Consider the following 17,935-nt stretch of genomic DNA (forward strand, 5'->3'; position numbering starts at 1 on the left):
ATTCCAGACCATGCCGGCGATGTTCGCAAGCCTTGACGACCGGCCTGCGACATCTCAGGCGACATTTCCTGACGGCCAGGCCAATCAGTGCTCTTTACCTAGCGCGGCACTGCCTCTAAAACCCGCCCGCCGCCGGACGCATCCGGCTTTACCCCCATGCATGTCGCCCAAAGCGTTGCACACTCTGAACGACATGCAGTTGACCACCCGCGCTCGTTTGCGGGACTGGATAGGAGAACCCCATGCTGAATTCCGTTTCCCTGACATTTCCCGATGGCTCCGTCCGCGAATATGACGCGGCGATGACCGGTGCCGGGCTTGCCGAATCGATCTCGAAATCGCTGGCCAAGAAGGCGGTCGCCTACAGTATCGACGGCGTCGTGCGCGACCTCAGTGATCCGCTGGGCAGGTCCGGCAAGGTCGAGATCGTCACCCGCGACGACCCGCGCGCGCTGGAGCTCATCCGCCACGACACCGCACATGTGCTGGCGGAAGCCGTGCAGGAATTGTGGCCGGGGACGCAGGTGACCATCGGGCCGGTGATCGAGAACGGCTTCTATTATGATTTCGCCCGCAACGAGCCTTTCACGCCCGACGATTTCCCGGTGATCGAGAAGAAGATGCGCGAGATCATCGCGCGCAACAAGCCGTTCACCAAGGAAGTCTGGTCGCGCGACAAGGCGAAAAAAGTGTTTGCCGACAAGGGCGAGCGCTACAAGCTGGAACTGATCGACGCCATTCCCGAGGATCAGGACCTCAAGATCTATGCGCAAGGCGACTGGTTCGACCTCTGTCGTGGGCCGCATATGGCCTCGACCGGGCAGATCGGCAATGCCTTCAAGCTGATGAAGGTTGCCGGCGCCTATTGGCGCGGCGACAGCAACAATCCGATGCTGACGCGCATCTACGGCACCGCCTGGGCCGACCAGGCGCAGCTCGAGGCCTACCAGACGATGCTGGAGGAGGCGGAGAAGCGCGACCACCGCAAACTCGGCCGCGAGATGGATCTGTTCCATTTCCAGGAAGAGGGGCCGGGCGTCGTCTTCTGGCACGCCAAGGGCTGGAAGATGTTCCAGAACCTGGTCAACTACATGCGCCGCCGGCTTGACGAGCAGGGCTATCAGGAGGTCAACGCGCCGCAGGTGCTCGACAAGAGCCTGTGGGAGACCTCGGGCCATTGGGGCTGGTATCGCGACGCCATGTTCAAGGTGACGGTCGCCGGTGACGATACCGACGACGACCGCGTCTTTGCACTGAAGCCGATGAACTGTCCGGGCCATGTGCAAATTTTCAAGCATGGGTTGAAGTCTTATCGCGATCTACCCGTAAAACTTGCGGAATTCGGAAATGTGCATCGCTACGAGCCATCCGGCGCGCTGCATGGGCTGATGCGAGTGCGCGGCTTCACCCAGGACGATGCGCATATCTTCTGCACCGAGGAACAGCTGGCGTCGGAGTGCCTGCGCATCAACGATCTGATCCTGTCGACCTATGCCGATTTCGGTTTCGACGAGATCAGCGTCAAGCTGTCGACGCGGCCGGACAAACGTGTCGGCACCGACGAGGCGTGGGACCACGCCGAGGCGATCATGGCCAGCGTGCTGGAGACGATCAGGACGCGGTCCGGCAATCGCATCAAGACCTCGATCAACCCCGGCGAGGGCGCCTTCTACGGACCGAAATTCGAGTATGTACTTAAGGATGCCATCGGCCGCGAATGGCAGTGCGGCACGACGCAGGTCGACTTCAACCTGCCGGAGCGTTTTGGCGCCTTCTACATCGGCTCGGATTCGGAGAAGAAGCAACCTGTCATGGTGCATCGCGCCATCTGCGGTTCGATGGAGCGCTTTCTCGGAATCCTGATCGAGAACTATTCCGGTCATTTCCCGCTGTGGTTCGCCCCGCTGCAGGTGGTGGTGGCGACGATCACGTCGGACGCCGACGATTATGCGACCGAGGTGGTGGCAAAGCTCAAGGCCGCCGGATTGTTGGCGGAAGCGGATTTGCGCAACGAGAAGATCAACTACAAGGTCCGCGAACACTCGCTGGCCAAGGTTCCGGTGATCCTCGTCTGCGGCAAGCGCGAGGCGGAGGAGCAGACGGTCAACATGCGCCGGCTGGGCTCGCGCGACCAGGAATCGCTCGGCCTTGCCCAGGCGATCGCGCAATTGACCGAAGAAGCGGTCACACCGGACCGCAGGCGCAAACGCGCTGCCTGATCTGCATGGTCCAGACGACATGGCGGTGGAGCGATCCACCGCCATTTTCATATCCCTGTCACGCCAACCTTGTAACGAGCCCTTATGCTCAAGCTGAAATTGCGCGAACGGTCCTTTCCCGAGCTTTCCTATGCCAATCCGCGCCAGCCGGCGCTGACGCGCTGGTTCATTCATTCGGTCGAGGGCCTGTCGGGTCGCGACCGTTACACCGCGCTTTATGATTTCTGGCGCCGCCAGGTCGTGCCGTCAGGCGAGCGCGTTTTCAGCCGCATGCTCGACCTGATCGACGTCCGGGTGCGGACAGCGGATCAATGGCCGCCCGCGCAATTGCCGGATACACCGCTGGTGATCGTCGCCAACCATCCGTTCGGCATCGGCGACGGCATCGCCGTGCTGTCGCTGGCAGAGCAGCTGGGGCGGCCGTTCCGGGTGATGATCCACAAGGATCTGCTCAAGATCCGCGAGATGGAGCCTTATTCGCTGCCGATCGACTTTTCCGAGACCAAGGACGCGCTGAAGAACAACATGGCCGTGCGCCACGAGGCGGTTCGGCTTTTGAAAGAGGGCGTCACCATCGTGGTGTTTCCGGCCGGTGGCGTCGCCACCGCGCCCAAGGGCTTTGGCCGGGCACGCGACCTGCCGTGGAAGATGTTTCCGGCCCGTCTCGTCCAGGACGCCAAGGCGTCTGTCATTCCGATGCATTTTTCCGGGCAGAACGGTCGACTGTTCCATCTGGTCAGTGGCCCGATGAACATGGCCGAGAGCGATGGCCGCCTGGCGAAATTCGTCGGCAAGGCGTCGCTGACGCTGCGCACGTCGCTGCTCATCCGCGAATTCGCGCGGCTGTCCGGCAAGGCGATCGAGGTCCGCGTCGGCAATGTGCTGAGCTGGAGCGAGCTGGAGCCACTGCGCGATCGCAAGGCATTGCTCGACCGCCTTTATCGCGGCGTGTTCGACCTGGCGCCAATCGTGGCGCGTCGCCGGCTTCCGTTCCTGCCGGCACGGACCAAGCTGGCGGCCTGAAGTCGGCAAGCCCGCGGCGGAAGGTTAATCAGCACCTTCTTCAGGATCAATCGCCGCAGCCTCGGTGGCCAGAACCTCGATTTCCTGGTTCTGTCCGGCAACGACCGTAAAATCCTTCTGGTAGATGCGGTCGCGGTTCTTGGCGATGATGGTGTAGTCGCCCTCGGCGAGCACCATCGAGGCGAAGGCGCCGACGGATTCCTTGATCGGATCGCCGGATTCGTTGAGCAGCGACCAGGACGTGTCGGCGATCGCCTCGCCACCGGTTTCGCGTACCAGCTTCATCGTGATCTCGGCGGCATGATGCTCGACGGTGGCTTCGGTCAGCTTGCCGGCCTCGACGCGGATGTCGGAGCGGATGACCGCGTTGACCGCGCCATAGGTCGAGACGACATGGTAGGTGCCGGCGTTGAGCCGCACGACACTGTTGGGTTCGACATCGGGTATGATCAGCGCGCGCTCGCCATTCGGCGCGGCGGTGCCTTCGTAGATCGAGAAGCGCAGGTTCTTCGGCGGAATGCGCACCCCGCCGGACAGAACCGCGTCGAGCTTGAGGCCGCCGGCGTCGAGGACGAGGCTTTCGCGCTTGGCGTCTTTGCCGACAACGGTGATGCGTTTGGTGGCGCCGGCCCGGCCATAGGAGGCGTGAACCAGGTAACTGCCGGGTTCGAGCTGGAAGACGGCGGTGCCGCCATGCGCGGAGGCGACCATCGGCAATTTGCCGTTGACGGCCTCGGGCTTGAAGACGCGCCAGACGATACCGCGGGTGATGTCGGCGCCCTTGTCTGTCAACTGGGCGGACAAGGTGATGGCGTCGCCGCTGCCGAGGGCCAGCGACCTCTCGCTTTTCGGCGTCGCGTAGCTCGAAATTCCGGGAAGCTTGAGATTGCTAACGCCATCCGCGTTCTGTGCCATGGCGAGCGAAACCGGCGCCATGAACAGCAAGGCGACCAACCAGACCAGGAAAAGACGCAGTGTCCCCTCAAACATGCCTTGCGTTGAAGCCTATGGCGGTGGCAATTTCAAGGCTTAAGAGTCCAACCGATACGACTCTTCCGTCCGGCGCGCCCCGCGCTATTGCCCGAGCCGCCCGAATTCCCGATGGTGCGCTCCAGCTCAAAACAGAGTGTTTTAGGAGACTTGCGCCCATGGCGTCGCCGATCATCGACTTCCTGCTGACCCGAAACTCCGCACCGATCCCCGATTTGAAGGAGCCGGCGCCGAGCGATGCGGAGATCGCGACGATGATCACTGCTGCCTCGCGGGTGCCCGACCATGGCAGGCTGGAACCCTGGCGCTTCATCCTCTATCGCGGCGACGCCCGCGTCGAGATCGGCAGGCAACTGGCAGCACTTGCCGAGCAGCGGGAGGGGCCGTTGCCGGAAGGCCGCCGCAACCAGGAACTGGCGCGGTTCTCGCGTGCGCCGCTGGTGATCGGCGTGGTGTCGATCCCCAGGGAGAATCCAAAGATCCCGCAATGGGAGATGTTCCTGTCGGGCGGCATGGCGGCGATGAACCTGATGATGTCAGCCAATGCTTTGGGCTATGGTACCAATATGATCAGCAACTGGTATTCGGATGTGCCCGAGGGTAGGGCGCTGCTGGGGCTGGCGCCGCAGGAGCGCGTCATTGGCTTCGTCCATATCGGCTCCTATTCCGCCCCGGCGCCGGAGCGGCCCCGGCCCGATCCGGCGAAGCTCTATGCCGATTATTCGGGGCCGTGGGCGGGCTGAAATGTTCTACGAACCTTCAAAGGGCCACGGGCTGCCGCACGATCCTTCCAAGGCGATCGTGGCGCCGCGTCCGATCGGCTGGATATCGACGCTGAACGGGGCCGGCGAGATCAATCTCGCGCCATACTCGTTCTTCAATGCCGTTTCGACGCGGCCCTTCATCGTCTGGTTTTCCTCCGAAGGTGAAAAGGACAGCGCCACCTTCGCGCAGGAAACCGGCGAGTTTGTCGCCAATCTGGTCAGCCGCGATCTCGCGGAAAAGATGAACCGCACGTCCGTCGACGCGCCGCGCGGCGTCAATGAGTTCGCCTATGCAGAGCTTGCCATGGCGCCGTCACGCCTCGTCGCGCCGCCGCGCGTGGCGGCAGCACCGGCCGCGCTCGAATGCCGGGTGACGGAAGTCTTTCGCCCAAAGGCGCTGGACGGATCGGCGACGAGCGCTGTCGTCGTCGCCGGCGAAGTGGTCGGCGTGTACATCGACGATGCCTTCCTGACGGATGGCCTGTTCGATATCACCAAGGCCGGCAATGTCGCTCGTCTCGGCTACATGGACTATGCGAGCGTCAACGAGGTGTTTCCGATGCGTCGGCCGCGCTGGAACAAGGACTAGGCTGAAATCCCGGCCGCCTTGGCCCGCGCCAGAAGCCTTTCGGCCAGTCGCAGATGCGGGCGGTCGACCATCTTGCCGTCGATGCCGACGACGCCGGGATTTCCCGCAGCCGCGAAAGCCGCGACGATTGCCGCCGATTGTCTCAAGGCTTCGGCCGAAGGCGTGAAAGCTGCGTTGATGACGGGCACCTGATCGGGGTGGATCGCCATCTTGCCGGTGAAGCCGTCGCGTTCGGCCTCGGCGCATTCCGCTTCGAAGGCCGCCATGTCGCGAAAATTCGGGAAGACGGTGTCGATCGCCGCAACCTCCGCCGCACCCGCGGCAAGGATGGTCATGGTGCGGGCCAGGCGGAACACGTCGGTGTAGCCGCCGCGCTCGTCGCGGGCCGTGCGCGCGCCGATCGCCGCCGACAGATCCTCGGCGCCCCAGGTGAGACCGGCAAGCCGTGCGCTTGTCCCGGCATAGGTGGCCGCCGCCAGCACGCCTGCCGGGGTTTCGGTAATGATCGGAAGGATTTTGATCGCGCCGTCGGCAAGGCCACTTTCGGCCTCGTGAACCCTGAGCTTAGCCGAGAGATGCTGCACATCCAGGCCGCTGTTCGATTTTGGCAGCATGATGCCGTCGGGCCCGGCCGAAACAACAGCAGCCAGATCGTCATCCGTCATGCCGGTCGACAGATCGTTGACGCGCACATAGATCACTGAGCCGGTTTGCGCCCTGCGTTCGGCGATGAAGCGCGCCGCGATTTCGCGCGCCAGCGCCTTGTTGTGCGGCGCCACGGAATCCTCAAGATCGACGATGACCACGTCGGCGCCGGCGCCAAAACCCTTTTCTAGCTTCCTCTCGGAATCACCGGGGACGAACAGCAGCGAACGCATCAGGCGGCCTTCTTCAGCATCATCGCTTGCCTCGTGCATTTGGCGACGAGATCACCGTTCTGATTGTAGGCGCGATGTTCGAATTCAACGATGCCGCGGTCGGGTTTCGACTTGGACTCGCGCACCGAAATCACCGTCGTTTCGACACGGATGGTGTCGCCATGGAAGACCGGGTGCGGAAACACCGTTTCCTTCATGCCGAGATTGGCGACCGTGGTGCCGACTGTGATGTCGTTGACCGAGATGCCGATCATGAGGCCGAGCGTGAACAGCGAGTTGACAAGCGGCTTGCCCCATTCGCTTTTGGCGGCAAAATCGAAGTCGATATGCAGCGGCTGCGGGTTCAGCGTCATCACCGAAAACAGCATGTTGTCGCTTTCGGTGACGGTCTTGCGCAGCGTGTGCTGGAAGACATGGCCGACGACGAACTCTTCCAAATAAAGCCCGGCCATATCCTGCTCCTCTACCGCCTGTGGGGTTGATAGGCGCTGCATTCAGGGCTCGCAAGCCAGTTAATGAACATGGTGAACCGTTCGTAAACCTTTTCTGCCTACCGTCTGCACGGGGCCAGGAAACGTTCTGGCAAGGGGCGTAAGCAGGCGGCAATGGTTGTTTCGCATTTTTTGAGATGGATTTGCACCGCCAGGGTCTCGGAGCGCGCCGCCGCGGCCAATGCGCTGGCTCGAGCCTACGTCAATTCCGACCTGCCTTTCGAGGACCGCTGCGCCGCCGAGGCGGCGCTGACGCTGTTGCTCGACGACGCTTCGTCAAAAGTGCGGCTGGCGATGGCCGAAGCTCTGTCGATGAGCCAGCACGCGCCGTTGCAGATCATCAGTGCGCTGGCCTCCGACCAGCCGGAAGTCGCCGGCGTGGTGCTGGCACGTTCGCCGCTGCTTACCGACGCCGATCTGATCAACCGCGTGGCCAGCAGCCCGAAGGTGACGCAAAAGTTGATCGCCGACCGGCCGTTCGTCTCGATGGCGCTGTCGGCGGCCATCGCCGAGATCGGCGAGGCGGAAGCCTGCGCCGTGTTGCTCGCCAACAGCGGCGCCGACATCGCCTCGCTCAGCTTCCGCCGCATGGCCGAACGCCACGGCCATCTGCCCTTGGTGCGCGAGGCGCTGATATCGGACGCCCGCCTGCCTGCCGACTGCCGGCACATGCTGCTCGTCAAGCTCGGCGAGATGCTGAAAACGTCGCCGCTGGTCATGGCTTTGATGGGCGCGGCGCGAGCCGACCGCGTGACGCGCGACGCCTGCGTCAAGGCTTCGGTGACGCTGATCGAAGGCACGCGCCAGGAAGAACATGCGGCGCTGATCGAGCATCTCAGGCTGCGCGGCGATCTCACCGCGAGCTTCCTCATTCGTACTATCACGCATGGCAAGGTCGATTTCTTCGGCTCGGCGCTGGTCGCGCTCAGCCAGCAATCCGAACAAAGGGTGAGGGCGCTGCTGGCCGGCGGGCACGATGTGGCTCTGCAGGCACTGTTCCGCAGCGCGGGTCTTGCCGCCGTGACGCATGCCATCATACTGCGCGCGCTGAAGATCTGGCGCGAGGTGGCCAACGGCAAGCGTGTCGTCGGCGTTCAGGAGGTCAGCTGGCTGATGCTGAAGGAATTGGGCGGACAGTCAGCGCAAAGCGATCTCGCCACACTGGTCAAGTCGATCCATCTCGATGCGCTGCGTGAGAATGCGCGGGGGCACGCGCTGGCGATCGCTGCGGCCTAGCCTTTATCCCTCGCGAAGAAATCGGGAAAATCTTCTATCGCCGCGGCGATGATGCGCAGCGATGCCGCGATCTGCAGCACCTCGCCGGTGGCGTTGCGCTGCGCGATGCTCGTCGCATACTGCCGGGCGACGGCGACGGTCGACGTTTGCGGATCGCCGGGTGCGCGGAAGAGCAGTTCCCCCGCCAGCCCTCTCAGAAAGTTGGCGATCGAAAGCGCGGTCTCGGATGGGATGGCATGGCCTTGGCTTGCGTCGCGCAACCGCAGGACTTCCAAGCCGACGGTGACGGCCGCAACGCCGCCACCCAGAACCGCATCGCCTTTCCTGCCGGCATTCTGCACCAGCGGCATCAGCTGGTTGATGCGGTCGTAGGCGAGGCTCTCGAAGGCTGAACGCCTCGGCACGCGCTCATGCAGGCAAAGCCGCGCCAGATCTTCGCGCATGGCGCGCACGATGCGGTTGGCCGCAAGCCACGGATCGGCGGGCAGCACAAGGATGAAGACACCAATCGCCAGCAGGATGCCGACCAGGATCGACGCCGAGCCGGCGAAGAAAGGGCCGGGATTGTAGGTCATCGCCTGATGCGGACTGAGGAAGGCGAGGAAGTTGATGGCGAAGGCCGTCGCCACGCCGACATGGCGCGGATTGGCCATGGCGAGCGCCGTCGGCACCAGGATCGGCACGACAAGCAGCATGAACCAGCCGAAGCCGGGCAAAGCGGGCAACGCGACCTGACCGACGAGAAAGGCAAAGGGAAGCGCCAGCAGCGTTCCCTTGAAGAAGCCCCAGGACACTTGCACGGGGTCGGGGCGAGCGGCAAACAGGCTCGACACGACGGCAACGAGAATGACCGTGCCTGCGGTTTCCGACCATTTCGTCGTCAGCCAGAAGGCCGTGACCAGCAAGGTGGCAAGAGCAGCGCGCACGGCATTGCGCGATGCGCCGGCGTAGTCACGGTGCACCACCAGCGAGGGTTGTCTGCTGCCCCGGGCAGGACGGGTGACAGGCGCGCGCAAGGCGTCGAGGCCGCGCAGAACCTGCTTGAGCGCCTCGGCGAAATCGGCGGCGATGGTGAGGCGGGTGATGGTGCCAACCCTGTCGTCGCCCTGATCGGCCGAGGCATCGGGTATTTGCCGGGCCTTGACCGAGATCGCGTCGAGCCGGGCCACCCAGGGCGCGGTGTCGTCCAGCGCGGCGGGTTTGGCGGCCAGTTCGCTGACAAGGGCCTGCAAATCCGAGCGCACCGGAATGAGTGCTGCGTTCTTCGGGGCAGCGTGCGAATGCAGCGCGCGTGCCGCCGACAGGGCCGAAAGCAGTTGCCCGATGGTGCGCCGGACCGGATGGGCGCGCGGCGCGAAGCTGGCCGTTTCGAGCCTGGCATAGGCGCGCATCTCGCCAAGGGTCTGGGTGTCGGTGACCAGCTTTCGGTGCATGCCCGACAGGATTGCCGGATCGCCGCCGGAGAATGCACCGCCGGCATAGGTGGCAAGATCGAGGATGCAGCGTTTCAACCGTGAGATGATGGCGTCGCTGGCCAGTTTAGGCAGGATCAGCCGGCTGGTCAGGCCGGCGCAGACAATGCCGAGCACGATTTCGGCACAGCGCGCGACCGCGAGGTCGACGACGACGTGCGGCTGTCCGAAGGCAGGCAGGCCGATGATCATCGCGGTGTAACCGGCAAGGGCGGCACCATAGGCTTCGGGATTGCGCAGCAGCGACGAGACGAAGGTGCAGATGCCGATCCAGACGGCAAGCACCGTCACCAGCACCCAGGGGCTAGTGCCGAAAATCGTGGTGATGCCGATCGCCGCTATGCCGCCGGCAAGCGTGCCGAGCAGCCGGTAGAAGCCTTTCGCCAGCACCATGCCAGCGACGGGCTGGGCGACGATGAACACCGTCATCATGGCCCACTGCGGGTGGTCGAGCTCAAGGGCGTAGGCGACCAGAAGCGCGATCAGGCCGGCCGAAACGGTGCGCAGCGAGAAAATCCAGTCCGAACGCGTCGGTTGCGTCAGCCCGGCCAAACTGGTTTCGAAATAGCCTTTCAGCCGCGCCCAGGTCACATGCCGGTCTCCGCAAGTCGAGCCTGTTATGGACCGGCTGGCGGCTAGATATCCAGCACTTCCGTCTCGGCGAATTCGGCGCGTTCCTGGATGAAGCGGAAGCGGGCTTCAGGCTTGGTGCCCATCAGCGCGTCGACCGCGTCCTTGGTAGCGGCCTCGGCGTCGATGACATCGATGCGAAGCAGTGTGCGCTTTTTCGGATCCATGGTGGTTTCCTTGAGCTGCGCGGCCATCATCTCGCCCAGACCTTTGAAGCGGCCAAGTTCGACCTTGCCGCGCCCGGTGAACTCGGTGCGCAGAAGCTCGTCCTTGTGCGCATCGTCACGGGCATAGGCGACCTTGCCGCCTTGCCGGATTGAGTAGAGCGGCGGCACCGCCAGATAGAGATGGCCGCCACGTACCAGGGCCGGCATCTCCTGGTAAAAGAAGGTGATCAGCAGCGAAGCGATGTGGGCGCCGTCGACGTCGGCGTCGGTCATGATGATGACGCGGTCGTAGCGCAAATCCTCGTCGCGGTATTTCGACCGTGTGCCGCAGCCGAGCGCCTGGATCAGGTCTGAAATCTGCTGGTTGCCGGCAAGCTTGTCATTGCCGGCGCTGGCGACGTTGAGGATTTTTCCGCGCAGCGGCAACACGGCTTGGCTGGCACGGTCGCGTGCCTGCTTGGCCGAGCCGCCGGCCGAGTCGCCTTCGACGATGAACAGTTCGGCGCCGGCCGCGGCATTCTGCGTGCAGTCGGCGAGCTTGCCCGGCAGCCGCAATTTGCGCACCGCACTCTTGCGTGACACCTCTTTTTCCTGGCGCCGGCGCACCCGCTCGTCGGCGCGCGCGATCACCCATTCGAGCAGCTTCGAGGCTTCCTGCGGATTGTCGGCCAGCCAATGGTCGAACGGATCGCGGATCGCGGTCTCGACAATGCGAATTGCCTCGATCGTCGCCAGCCTGTCCTTGGTCTGGCCAACGAATTCGGGCTCGCGGATGAACACCGACAGCATGCCCGCCGCCGAGATCATGACGTCTTCCGAGGTGACAATCGAGGCGCGCTTGTTGCCGACGAGATCGGCATAGGCGCGCAGGCCGCGCGTCAACACGTTGCGGAAGCCGGCCTCGTGGGTGCCGCCTTCGCCGGTCGGGATGGTGTTGCAGTAGGAATTGATGAAGCCGTCGCCGCCGAACCAGGTCACCGCCCATTCGAGCGAGCCATGGCCGCCTTGCCTGTCGCTCTTGCCGGCGAAGATTTCGCGCGTCACCTGGAACTCGTCGCCGAGCGATGCCTTGAGATAGTCCTTTAGGCCGCCGGGGAAATGGAACTCGGCCTTGGCCGGCGTCTGGTCCTTTTCCTTGATCAGCGACGGGTCGCAGGTCCAGCGGATTTCGACGCCGCCGAACAGATAGGCTTTCGAGCGCGTCATGCGGTAGAGCCGCGCCGGCTCGAACGCAGCACCCTTGCCGAAAATCTGCTCGTCGGGGTGGAAGCGGATCTTTGTGCCGCGCCGGTTGTGAACCTCGCCCAGCTGTTCCAGGCCGGTTACCGGCACGCCGCGCGAAAAGCGCTGGCGATAAAGCTGGCGGCCCCGCGCGACCTCGACCTCAAGATGGTCCGACAGCGCGTTGACCACCGAGACGCCGACGCCATGCAGGCCGCCTGAGGTCTCGTAGACCTTCGAGTCGAACTTGCCGCCCGAATGCAGCGTCGTCATGATCACTTCGAGCGCCGGCTTCTTGAATTTCGGATGCGGATCGACCGGAATGCCGCGGCCGTTGTCGGTAACGGCGAGATAGCCGTCGGCAGAGAGCTCGACATCGATGAAGGTGGCATGGCCGGCAACCGCCTCGTCCATCGAATTGTCGATGACCTCGGCGAACAGGTGGTGCATCGCCTTGTCGTCGGTGCCGCCGATATACATGCCTGGCCGGCGCCGCACCGGCTCCAGCCCTTCCAGAACCTCGATGTCGGCGGCGCTATAGCCCTCGCTGCCATCCTTGGTCGCGGCGGGACGCCTGGTCGCCTGCACCAGCGGATCCGCCGGGCGCGCCGGTGTGCGGACCGGTTGCGGCTGCTTGTCCAGATTGCCGAAAAGATCGTTGTTGTCGTCCATGCCTGCCATAGAGTCCAATGCTGCGAATCACCTCGCGATACTGGCACGCTTTTCAGCGCCAAGCGACCGAGGTTCCTGTTCCGTTCGGGGAATTGCCCGTCCTAGCGCAGAACCATTCGATAACCAATCCGGCGGAAATAGGTCAAATGCCACCGCGTTGGATTCCTGATTCTTTAACAATGCCGCCTAGCATGAACCCAACAAAACAAGAAATTGCGGGCATCAGGGGTTTCGGGCGTGAGGGGCAAGGCCATATCGATGATCGGCATCGCCGCCGTTTTTGGCGCGATATCGATCTTTGCCGCGGATTTCTGGGTCAAGAGCCAGGCTAGGGCAGATAGCGAAGCGAAGACGGCGTCGATCCCCGCGCCAGTTGCACCCAAGATCGAGTTCAAGACCATCGTGGTGGCCAATGCTCCGTTGCGCTATGGCATGGAGCTCGACCGCACGAAGCTCAGCGAAATTCCCTGGCCGCAGGATTCCCTGCCGCAGGGTGCCTTCCCGACCATCGATGGATTGCTTGGCGACGGCAATCGCGTGGTGCTGACGCCGATCGAGGTCAACGAGCCGGTGCTGCTCACCAAGCTGTCGGGGCCAAATGGCCGCGCGACGCTCTCGAACATGCTGACGCCCGGAATGCGGGCGGTGACCATCCGCACCGACGAGATTGCCGGTGTCGGCGGCTTCGTCACACCGGGCGACCGGGTTGACGTCGTGCTGACCCGCGATGCCGGCGAAATCCAGGAGGTGGCCAAGAACGCGCAAGGCGCCGCCGGTTCGACCATCACCTCCGAAATCGTCGTCTCCGATGCCAAGGTGCTGAGCGTCGGGCAGGGCGCCGACGAGCGCCAGACCACGCCGCAGATTGCCAATTCCGTGACCATCGAGGTGACCACCGAAGGCGCGAAGAAAGTGGCACTTGCCCGCACCGTCGGCTCGCTGTCGCTGTCGCTCCGCTCCGCCAGCGAAGGCGATGACGGCAAGAACGGCGTCACCACCATCTCTTCGTTCGGCGGATCGGTCGCCTCCAACGTGCAGGCCGCGGCCAGTTCGTTGTTCAATGCCGTGGCGAAAGAGCCGGAGAAACCGAAATTCAAGACGGTCATCGTGACGCGCGGCACGAAGGCAGAGGAATACCAGGTTCCTTCGCCGGACCAGAAATAGAAACCAGTGGGGACTGGGTGAGGGACGGGACAATGTTCGGGCTGATTACATATCGGGTCATGGGACGGTTGCGCGTGTTGCGCACCGTGGCTGTGGCGGCTTCACTAGCTGCCGCAGGGATGCTGGCCTTCGGCGCCTCGGCAAGGGCCGACAACGACATCGTCTATGTGTCGACGACCAAGAATGCGTCGATCAAGGTGGCCAAGGGCAAGCCGAAGACGATCATGACCAGCGCCGCCTTCTACCAGATCGTCATCGGCGATCCGGAGATCGCCAACGTCAATCCGCTGACCGACAAATCCTTCTACGTGCTCGGCAACAACCTCGGCACCACCGGCATCGCGCTGTTCGATGAGAAGAAGCAGCTCGTCGGCACCGTCGACATCGAGGTGACACTCGACACCGACCAATTGGCCAGCACCATCCGCGCCAGCGTGCCGGACGCCAGGATCAAGGTCGGCTCGGCCAATGGCCGTGTCGTGCTGTCGGGCGAGGCCGATGACGCGGTCGCCGCCGAAAAGGCAAACAAGATCGCGACGCGTTTTTCCGGCGCCGAGGAGGTGATCAACTCGGTCAACATCTCGTCGTCGCAGCAGGTCCAGCTCAACGTCCGCTTTGTCGAGATCAATCGCCAGGCGGGTCAGGATCTCGGTGCCAAATACAGCGCCAATTTCGCCTACGGCCTCGGCGGGCGCGACGTCACCATCGATCCGGGTACCCTGCCGGGGGCCGGGACCGGCGAGATCATCGGCCGGTTGCTGTCGAACGGTGTGTCGATCGATATCGCCATCAAGGCGCTGGAAGAGCGCGGCCTGGCCCGTCGGTTGGCCGAACCGAACCTGATCGCCCGTTCCGGCCAAACGGCAAGCTTTCTCGCCGGCGGCGAATTTCCGATCCCGGTCTCCGAAGACAACGGCAAGATTTCGGTCAGCTACAAGAAATACGGCGTCAGCCTGGATTTCACGCCGACGGTGCTGAAGGACGGGTTGGTCAGCCTGGACATCGCGCCGGAAGTCTCTTCGATCGACGCGTCGGCCTCCTACAATATCGGCAGCATATCGGTGCCCGGCTTCATCGTGCGCCGCGCTAGGACGTCGGTCGACCTGAAGAATGGCCAGAGCTTCATGATCGCCGGATTGCTGCAGTCGCAAAACGACATCACCACGTCGCGCATTCCCGGCCTTGGCAAAATGCCGGTTCTCGGGGCGCTGTTTTCGTCGAAATCCTATCAGCGGCGCGAGACCGACCTGGTCATGATCGTGACCCCCTATCTGGTCAAGCCGGTCGATCCGTCGAAGAAACTCATCGTGCCGACCGACGGTACGCAGGCGGCCAGCAACGCCGACTATTTTCTCAACAACACCGACGAAGTGAAGACATCCGACACCAATCGCGCGTTGGCAATGGCCGGCGGCACAGTCGCGCAACCGGCTGCCGTAACCACGGTCGGGCATTTCCTCGACCTGCCGAAGGACTGAAACCATGCGTCTGGTCTTGAGATCGAGCACCGCCATGCTGCTGGCCGGCTTCGCCGCCGGCTGCACCAGCGACGACTATGTGCGCACGGAAGGGGTGACGCCGGCCGCTGGCAATGCGCAAGCCGCCGACACCGTCATGCAGATGGTCGATCCCTGGAAATACGGTGTCCAGAACACAAAACTTCTCGTTCCAGCCCAGCGCGGCGACGTGGTGGCCATCACTCCCGATCAGGCGGCCGGCGCGAAAGCGTCGCAATCCACGACAGGCAACTGATCCAACAGGCGGCGACCGGACAGGCTGACAGAATGGCAAACGGCATCAAGACCAGGAAGATCCTGCTCGTTTCGACCGACAGGACCTTTGTGCAGGACACGCGGACCGCATTCGCCGCCTCCGAGGTCATCCAGCTGTCGACAGTGGAAAAGAATGTCACGGAGCTGCGCGGCGAGATCCAGGAGGCCGATTTCGGCGCCATCATCGTCGACATGGATGCGGCAAGGCTGGAGGAGGTCGAGTCGCTGCAGCGGATCATGCGCCGGCTGGAGGACAAGGTGCCGGTCGTCGTCGTTACCCAGGAGTTCAATGCCGCCGCGGTGCGCATCCTGGTACAGCTTAAGGTCGCGGATTTCCTGGTCAAGCCGATCACCACCGCCGACCTGGTACGCTCCGTGGTGCGGGCTCTGCAAGGGCCCGGCCGCGAGGAAAACACTGAGTCGCAAATCTACACCTTCATGCCGGCCGCGGGCGGCGTCGGCACCACAACGCTGGCACTGCAGACCGCCTTCCAGTTGCATCACTCGGTGACGCGCGGCGCGTCGACTTGCGTGGTCGACCTCAATTTCCAACAGGGCGCCTGTGCCGAATATCTCGACCTCGAACCGCGTTTCGACATCACCGAGATCGAGAACCAGCCCGAACGCCTCGACCGGCAACTGCTCGACGTGATGCTGTCGAAACATGCCAGCGGGCTTTGCGTGCTGGCGGCGCCGACGCATCCGGCGGAAATGCGCTCGTTCAAGACCGATGTCGTGGTGCGCATGCTGGACCTCGTTTCGGCCTATTTCGACAATGTCGTCATCGACATGCCGCGCACCTGGTTTCCGTGGACGGAAACGGTGCTGCTCGGTTCCAACAAACTCTACATCGTCGCCGAAATGACTGTGCCGTGCCTGCGCCACACGCAGCGTCTGATCCAGGCGGTCTACGAGACTGTCGGCAAGGAAGTGAAGCCGAACGTCATCGTCAACCGTTTCGAGCAGAAGATGTTCGACAACGGCATCAAGCAGGCGGACGTCCAGGAAATCCTCGGCGAGCATTTCGTCGGCGGCATTGCCAACAACTACCGGCTGGTGCGCGAGGCAGTCGATCGGGGCGTGCCGCTGCACGAGATCGACCCCAACGCCAATGTCGTCAACGACCTGAAGAAGATCATCCTGCCGGAGGAAGCAGTCCAACCCCGGGCGAAATCGCGCTCGCTGTTTGGCATGGGCCGGGGATTGCTGAAGAGGAAGGCCGGATGACCAGCCGCTTTTCCACCCTGCAGAACCGCGATGCGCGTCCTCAACGCGCCGCCGAGCCGGTGCCGGTCGCGCATCATGCCGTCGTCATTCCGACGAACCGAAAGGCTTTGACGGCAAAGCCGGAAGCCGCACCGGCAAAGAATGCCAACAAGGTGCTCGATGCGCGCGTGCGTATCCACCGGCTGCTGCTCGAGGAGATCAACCTTGTCGCGCTCGAGCGTTTGCCCAAGGATGAGATGCGCCGGCAAGTATTTGATTTCGTGTCGGAAAAGACCAAGCAAGAGCGGATGGCGATCAACACCGTCGAGCTTGACGCGCTGGTCGACGACATCGTCGACGAGATGGTCGGCCTCGGTCCGCTGGAGCCGTTGCTCAAGGATCCCGACATCAACGACATCCTGATCAACGGCCACCAGAACTGCTTTGTCGAAAAGAAGGGCAAGCTGCAGCCGGTCCATATTCCGTTCAAGGACGAGGCGCATCTACTGCGCATCGTCAACAAGATCGTTGCCGCGGTCGGCCGTCGTGTCGACGAATCGCAGCCGATGGTCGACGCACGCATGCTGGACGGCTCGCGTTTCAACGCGGCCATCCGCCCGGTTGCGGTCGACGGGCCGCTGGTGTCGATCCGCAAATTCTCCAAGAACAAGCTCGGCCTGCACAAGCTGGTCGAGTTCGGCGCCATCACCCAGAACATGGCCGAAGTGCTGGCGGCGGCCGTGCATGCCCGCAAGACGACGATCATTTCGGGCGGCACCGGCACCGGCAAGACGACCATGCTCAACGCGCTGTCGGCTTTCATCCCCGAAGATGAGCGGCTGATTACCATCGAGGACGCGGCCGAACTCCAGCTGCAGCAGCCGCATGTGGCGCGCATGGAGACGCGTCCCGCCAACATCGAGGGCCATGGCGAACTGAAGCAGCGCGATCTGGTCAAGAACGCGCTGCGCATGCGCCCAGACCGCGTCATCCTCGGCGAGTGCCGCGGCGAGGAGGCCTTCGACATGCTGCAGGCGATGAACACCGGCCACGAAGGGTCGATGGCGACCATCCATGCCAACACGCCGCGCGACGCCATTTCGCGGCTCGAGCAGATGCTTGGCATGACCGGCATGCCGATGACGGTGCAGTCGATCCGCAGCCAGATCGCCAGCGCGCTCGACCTTATCGTGCAGCTGACGCGCCTGTCTGACGGCAAGCGCAAGGTGACCAGCGTCGCCGAAGTGACCGGCATGGAAGGCGATGTCATCCAGATGCAGGAGATCTTCCGCTTCGTGCGCACCGGCATGGACGCCGACGGCAAGATCCTCGGCCACTACGAGGCGACCGGCATCCGGCCGCGTTTCCTCGAGGATTTGCGCGCCATGGGCATCGAGTTCCCCGGGCGATACTTCGAACCCGGCCGGCCGCAGGAGTAGTC

Annotated in this window: 15 protein-coding genes; 10 read left to right on the top strand and 5 right to left on the bottom strand. The window is 63.4% G+C overall.

Going from position 1 to position 17,935, the window contains the following annotated elements:
- Window positions 1-242 precede the first annotated feature (242 nt).
- Both thrS and AC07FD_RS01770 read left to right on the top strand, forming a co-directional pair.
- Entirely contained in the window at window positions 243-2,219 is a 1,977-nt protein-coding gene (gene thrS, locus AC07FD_RS01765) for a threonine--tRNA ligase (protein ID WP_478348395.1), read from the top strand.
- Window positions 2,220-2,303: 84 nt separating this feature from the next.
- Window positions 2,304-3,242: a lysophospholipid acyltransferase family protein gene (locus tag AC07FD_RS01770; RefSeq protein ID WP_478348396.1), complete on the top strand. Its 939-nt coding sequence runs from the start codon at window positions 2,304-2,306 to the stop codon at window positions 3,240-3,242.
- 24 nt (window positions 3,243-3,266) lie between these two features.
- On the opposite strand, the gene AC07FD_RS01775 is transcribed toward AC07FD_RS01770, so the two are convergent.
- Entirely contained in the window at window positions 3,267-4,232 is a 966-nt protein-coding gene (locus AC07FD_RS01775) for a hypothetical protein (RefSeq protein WP_478348397.1), read from the bottom strand.
- Between the two features lie 158 nt (window positions 4,233-4,390).
- Here AC07FD_RS01775 and AC07FD_RS01780 point away from each other — a divergent pair, with 158 nt between their 5' ends.
- Entirely contained in the window at window positions 4,391-4,975 is a 585-nt protein-coding gene (locus AC07FD_RS01780; protein ID WP_478348398.1) for a nitroreductase family protein, read from the top strand.
- A gap of 1 nt (window position 4,976) precedes the next feature.
- Entirely contained in the window at window positions 4,977-5,585 is a 609-nt protein-coding gene (locus tag AC07FD_RS01785) for a flavin reductase family protein (RefSeq protein WP_095087866.1), read from the top strand.
- Here AC07FD_RS01785 and AC07FD_RS01790 read toward each other — a convergent pair.
- Window positions 5,582-6,463 carry an HpcH/HpaI aldolase/citrate lyase family protein gene (locus tag AC07FD_RS01790; RefSeq protein ID WP_477415912.1) on the bottom strand — a complete coding sequence of 294 codons (882 nt, stop codon included), beginning with the start codon at window positions 6,461-6,463 and terminating at the stop codon, window positions 5,582-5,584. The genes AC07FD_RS01785 and AC07FD_RS01790 overlap by 4 nt on opposite strands.
- Window positions 6,463-6,915, bottom strand: coding sequence for a MaoC family dehydratase (locus tag AC07FD_RS01795; RefSeq protein ID WP_027045910.1), 453 nt, complete (start codon window positions 6,913-6,915; stop codon window positions 6,463-6,465). Before AC07FD_RS01795 ends, AC07FD_RS01790 begins: the two co-directional genes overlap by 1 nt.
- Window positions 6,916-7,068: 153 nt before the next feature.
- On the opposite strand from AC07FD_RS01795, the gene AC07FD_RS01800 reads away from it, so the two are divergent.
- Complete coding sequence (locus AC07FD_RS01800; RefSeq protein ID WP_478348399.1) at window positions 7,069-8,190, top strand: DUF2336 domain-containing protein; 1,122 nt, start codon at window positions 7,069-7,071, stop codon at window positions 8,188-8,190.
- On the opposite strand, the gene AC07FD_RS01805 is transcribed toward AC07FD_RS01800, so the two are convergent.
- Together AC07FD_RS01805 and parE are read right to left on the bottom strand one after the other, a co-directional pair.
- A complete protein-coding gene (locus AC07FD_RS01805) occupies window positions 8,187-10,253 on the bottom strand; it encodes an FUSC family protein (protein ID WP_478348400.1) in 2,067 nt (688 codons plus the stop codon). The two genes, AC07FD_RS01800 and AC07FD_RS01805, sit on opposite strands and share 4 nt — an antisense overlap.
- A gap of 44 nt (window positions 10,254-10,297) precedes the next feature.
- On the bottom strand, window positions 10,298-12,352 hold the full coding sequence (parE, locus tag AC07FD_RS01810) for a DNA topoisomerase IV subunit B (RefSeq protein ID WP_457151893.1): 2,055 nt from the start codon (window positions 12,350-12,352) through the stop codon (window positions 10,298-10,300).
- Window positions 12,353-12,589: 237 nt separating this feature from the next.
- On the opposite strand from parE, the gene cpaB reads away from it, so the two are divergent.
- From cpaB to AC07FD_RS01835, 5 genes are read left to right on the top strand one after another with little or no spacing between them, the layout of a single operon-like run.
- Window positions 12,590-13,516 carry a Flp pilus assembly protein CpaB gene (gene cpaB, locus AC07FD_RS01815; protein WP_477303837.1) on the top strand — a complete coding sequence of 309 codons (927 nt, stop codon included), beginning with the start codon at window positions 12,590-12,592 and terminating at the stop codon, window positions 13,514-13,516.
- A 32-nt stretch (window positions 13,517-13,548) separates the two neighbouring features.
- Window positions 13,549-14,994 carry a type II and III secretion system protein family protein gene (locus tag AC07FD_RS01820; protein ID WP_477289053.1) on the top strand — a complete coding sequence of 482 codons (1,446 nt, stop codon included), beginning with the start codon at window positions 13,549-13,551 and terminating at the stop codon, window positions 14,992-14,994.
- A 4-nt stretch (window positions 14,995-14,998) separates the two neighbouring features.
- The gene (locus AC07FD_RS01825; RefSeq protein ID WP_478348401.1) at window positions 14,999-15,268 is read left to right on the top strand and encodes a hypothetical protein; all 270 of its coding nucleotides are present in this window, start codon (window positions 14,999-15,001) and stop codon (window positions 15,266-15,268) included.
- A gap of 32 nt (window positions 15,269-15,300) precedes the next feature.
- A complete protein-coding gene (locus AC07FD_RS01830; RefSeq protein WP_478348402.1) occupies window positions 15,301-16,515 on the top strand; it encodes a CpaE/TadZ family protein in 1,215 nt (404 codons plus the stop codon).
- Window positions 16,512-17,933 carry a CpaF family protein gene (locus AC07FD_RS01835; RefSeq protein WP_477227357.1) on the top strand — a complete coding sequence of 474 codons (1,422 nt, stop codon included), beginning with the start codon at window positions 16,512-16,514 and terminating at the stop codon, window positions 17,931-17,933. Before AC07FD_RS01830 ends, AC07FD_RS01835 begins: the two co-directional genes overlap by 4 nt.
- The last annotated feature ends 2 nt before the right edge of the window (window positions 17,934-17,935 follow it).

The sequence above is a fragment of the Mesorhizobium waitakense genome (assembly GCF_056431085.1).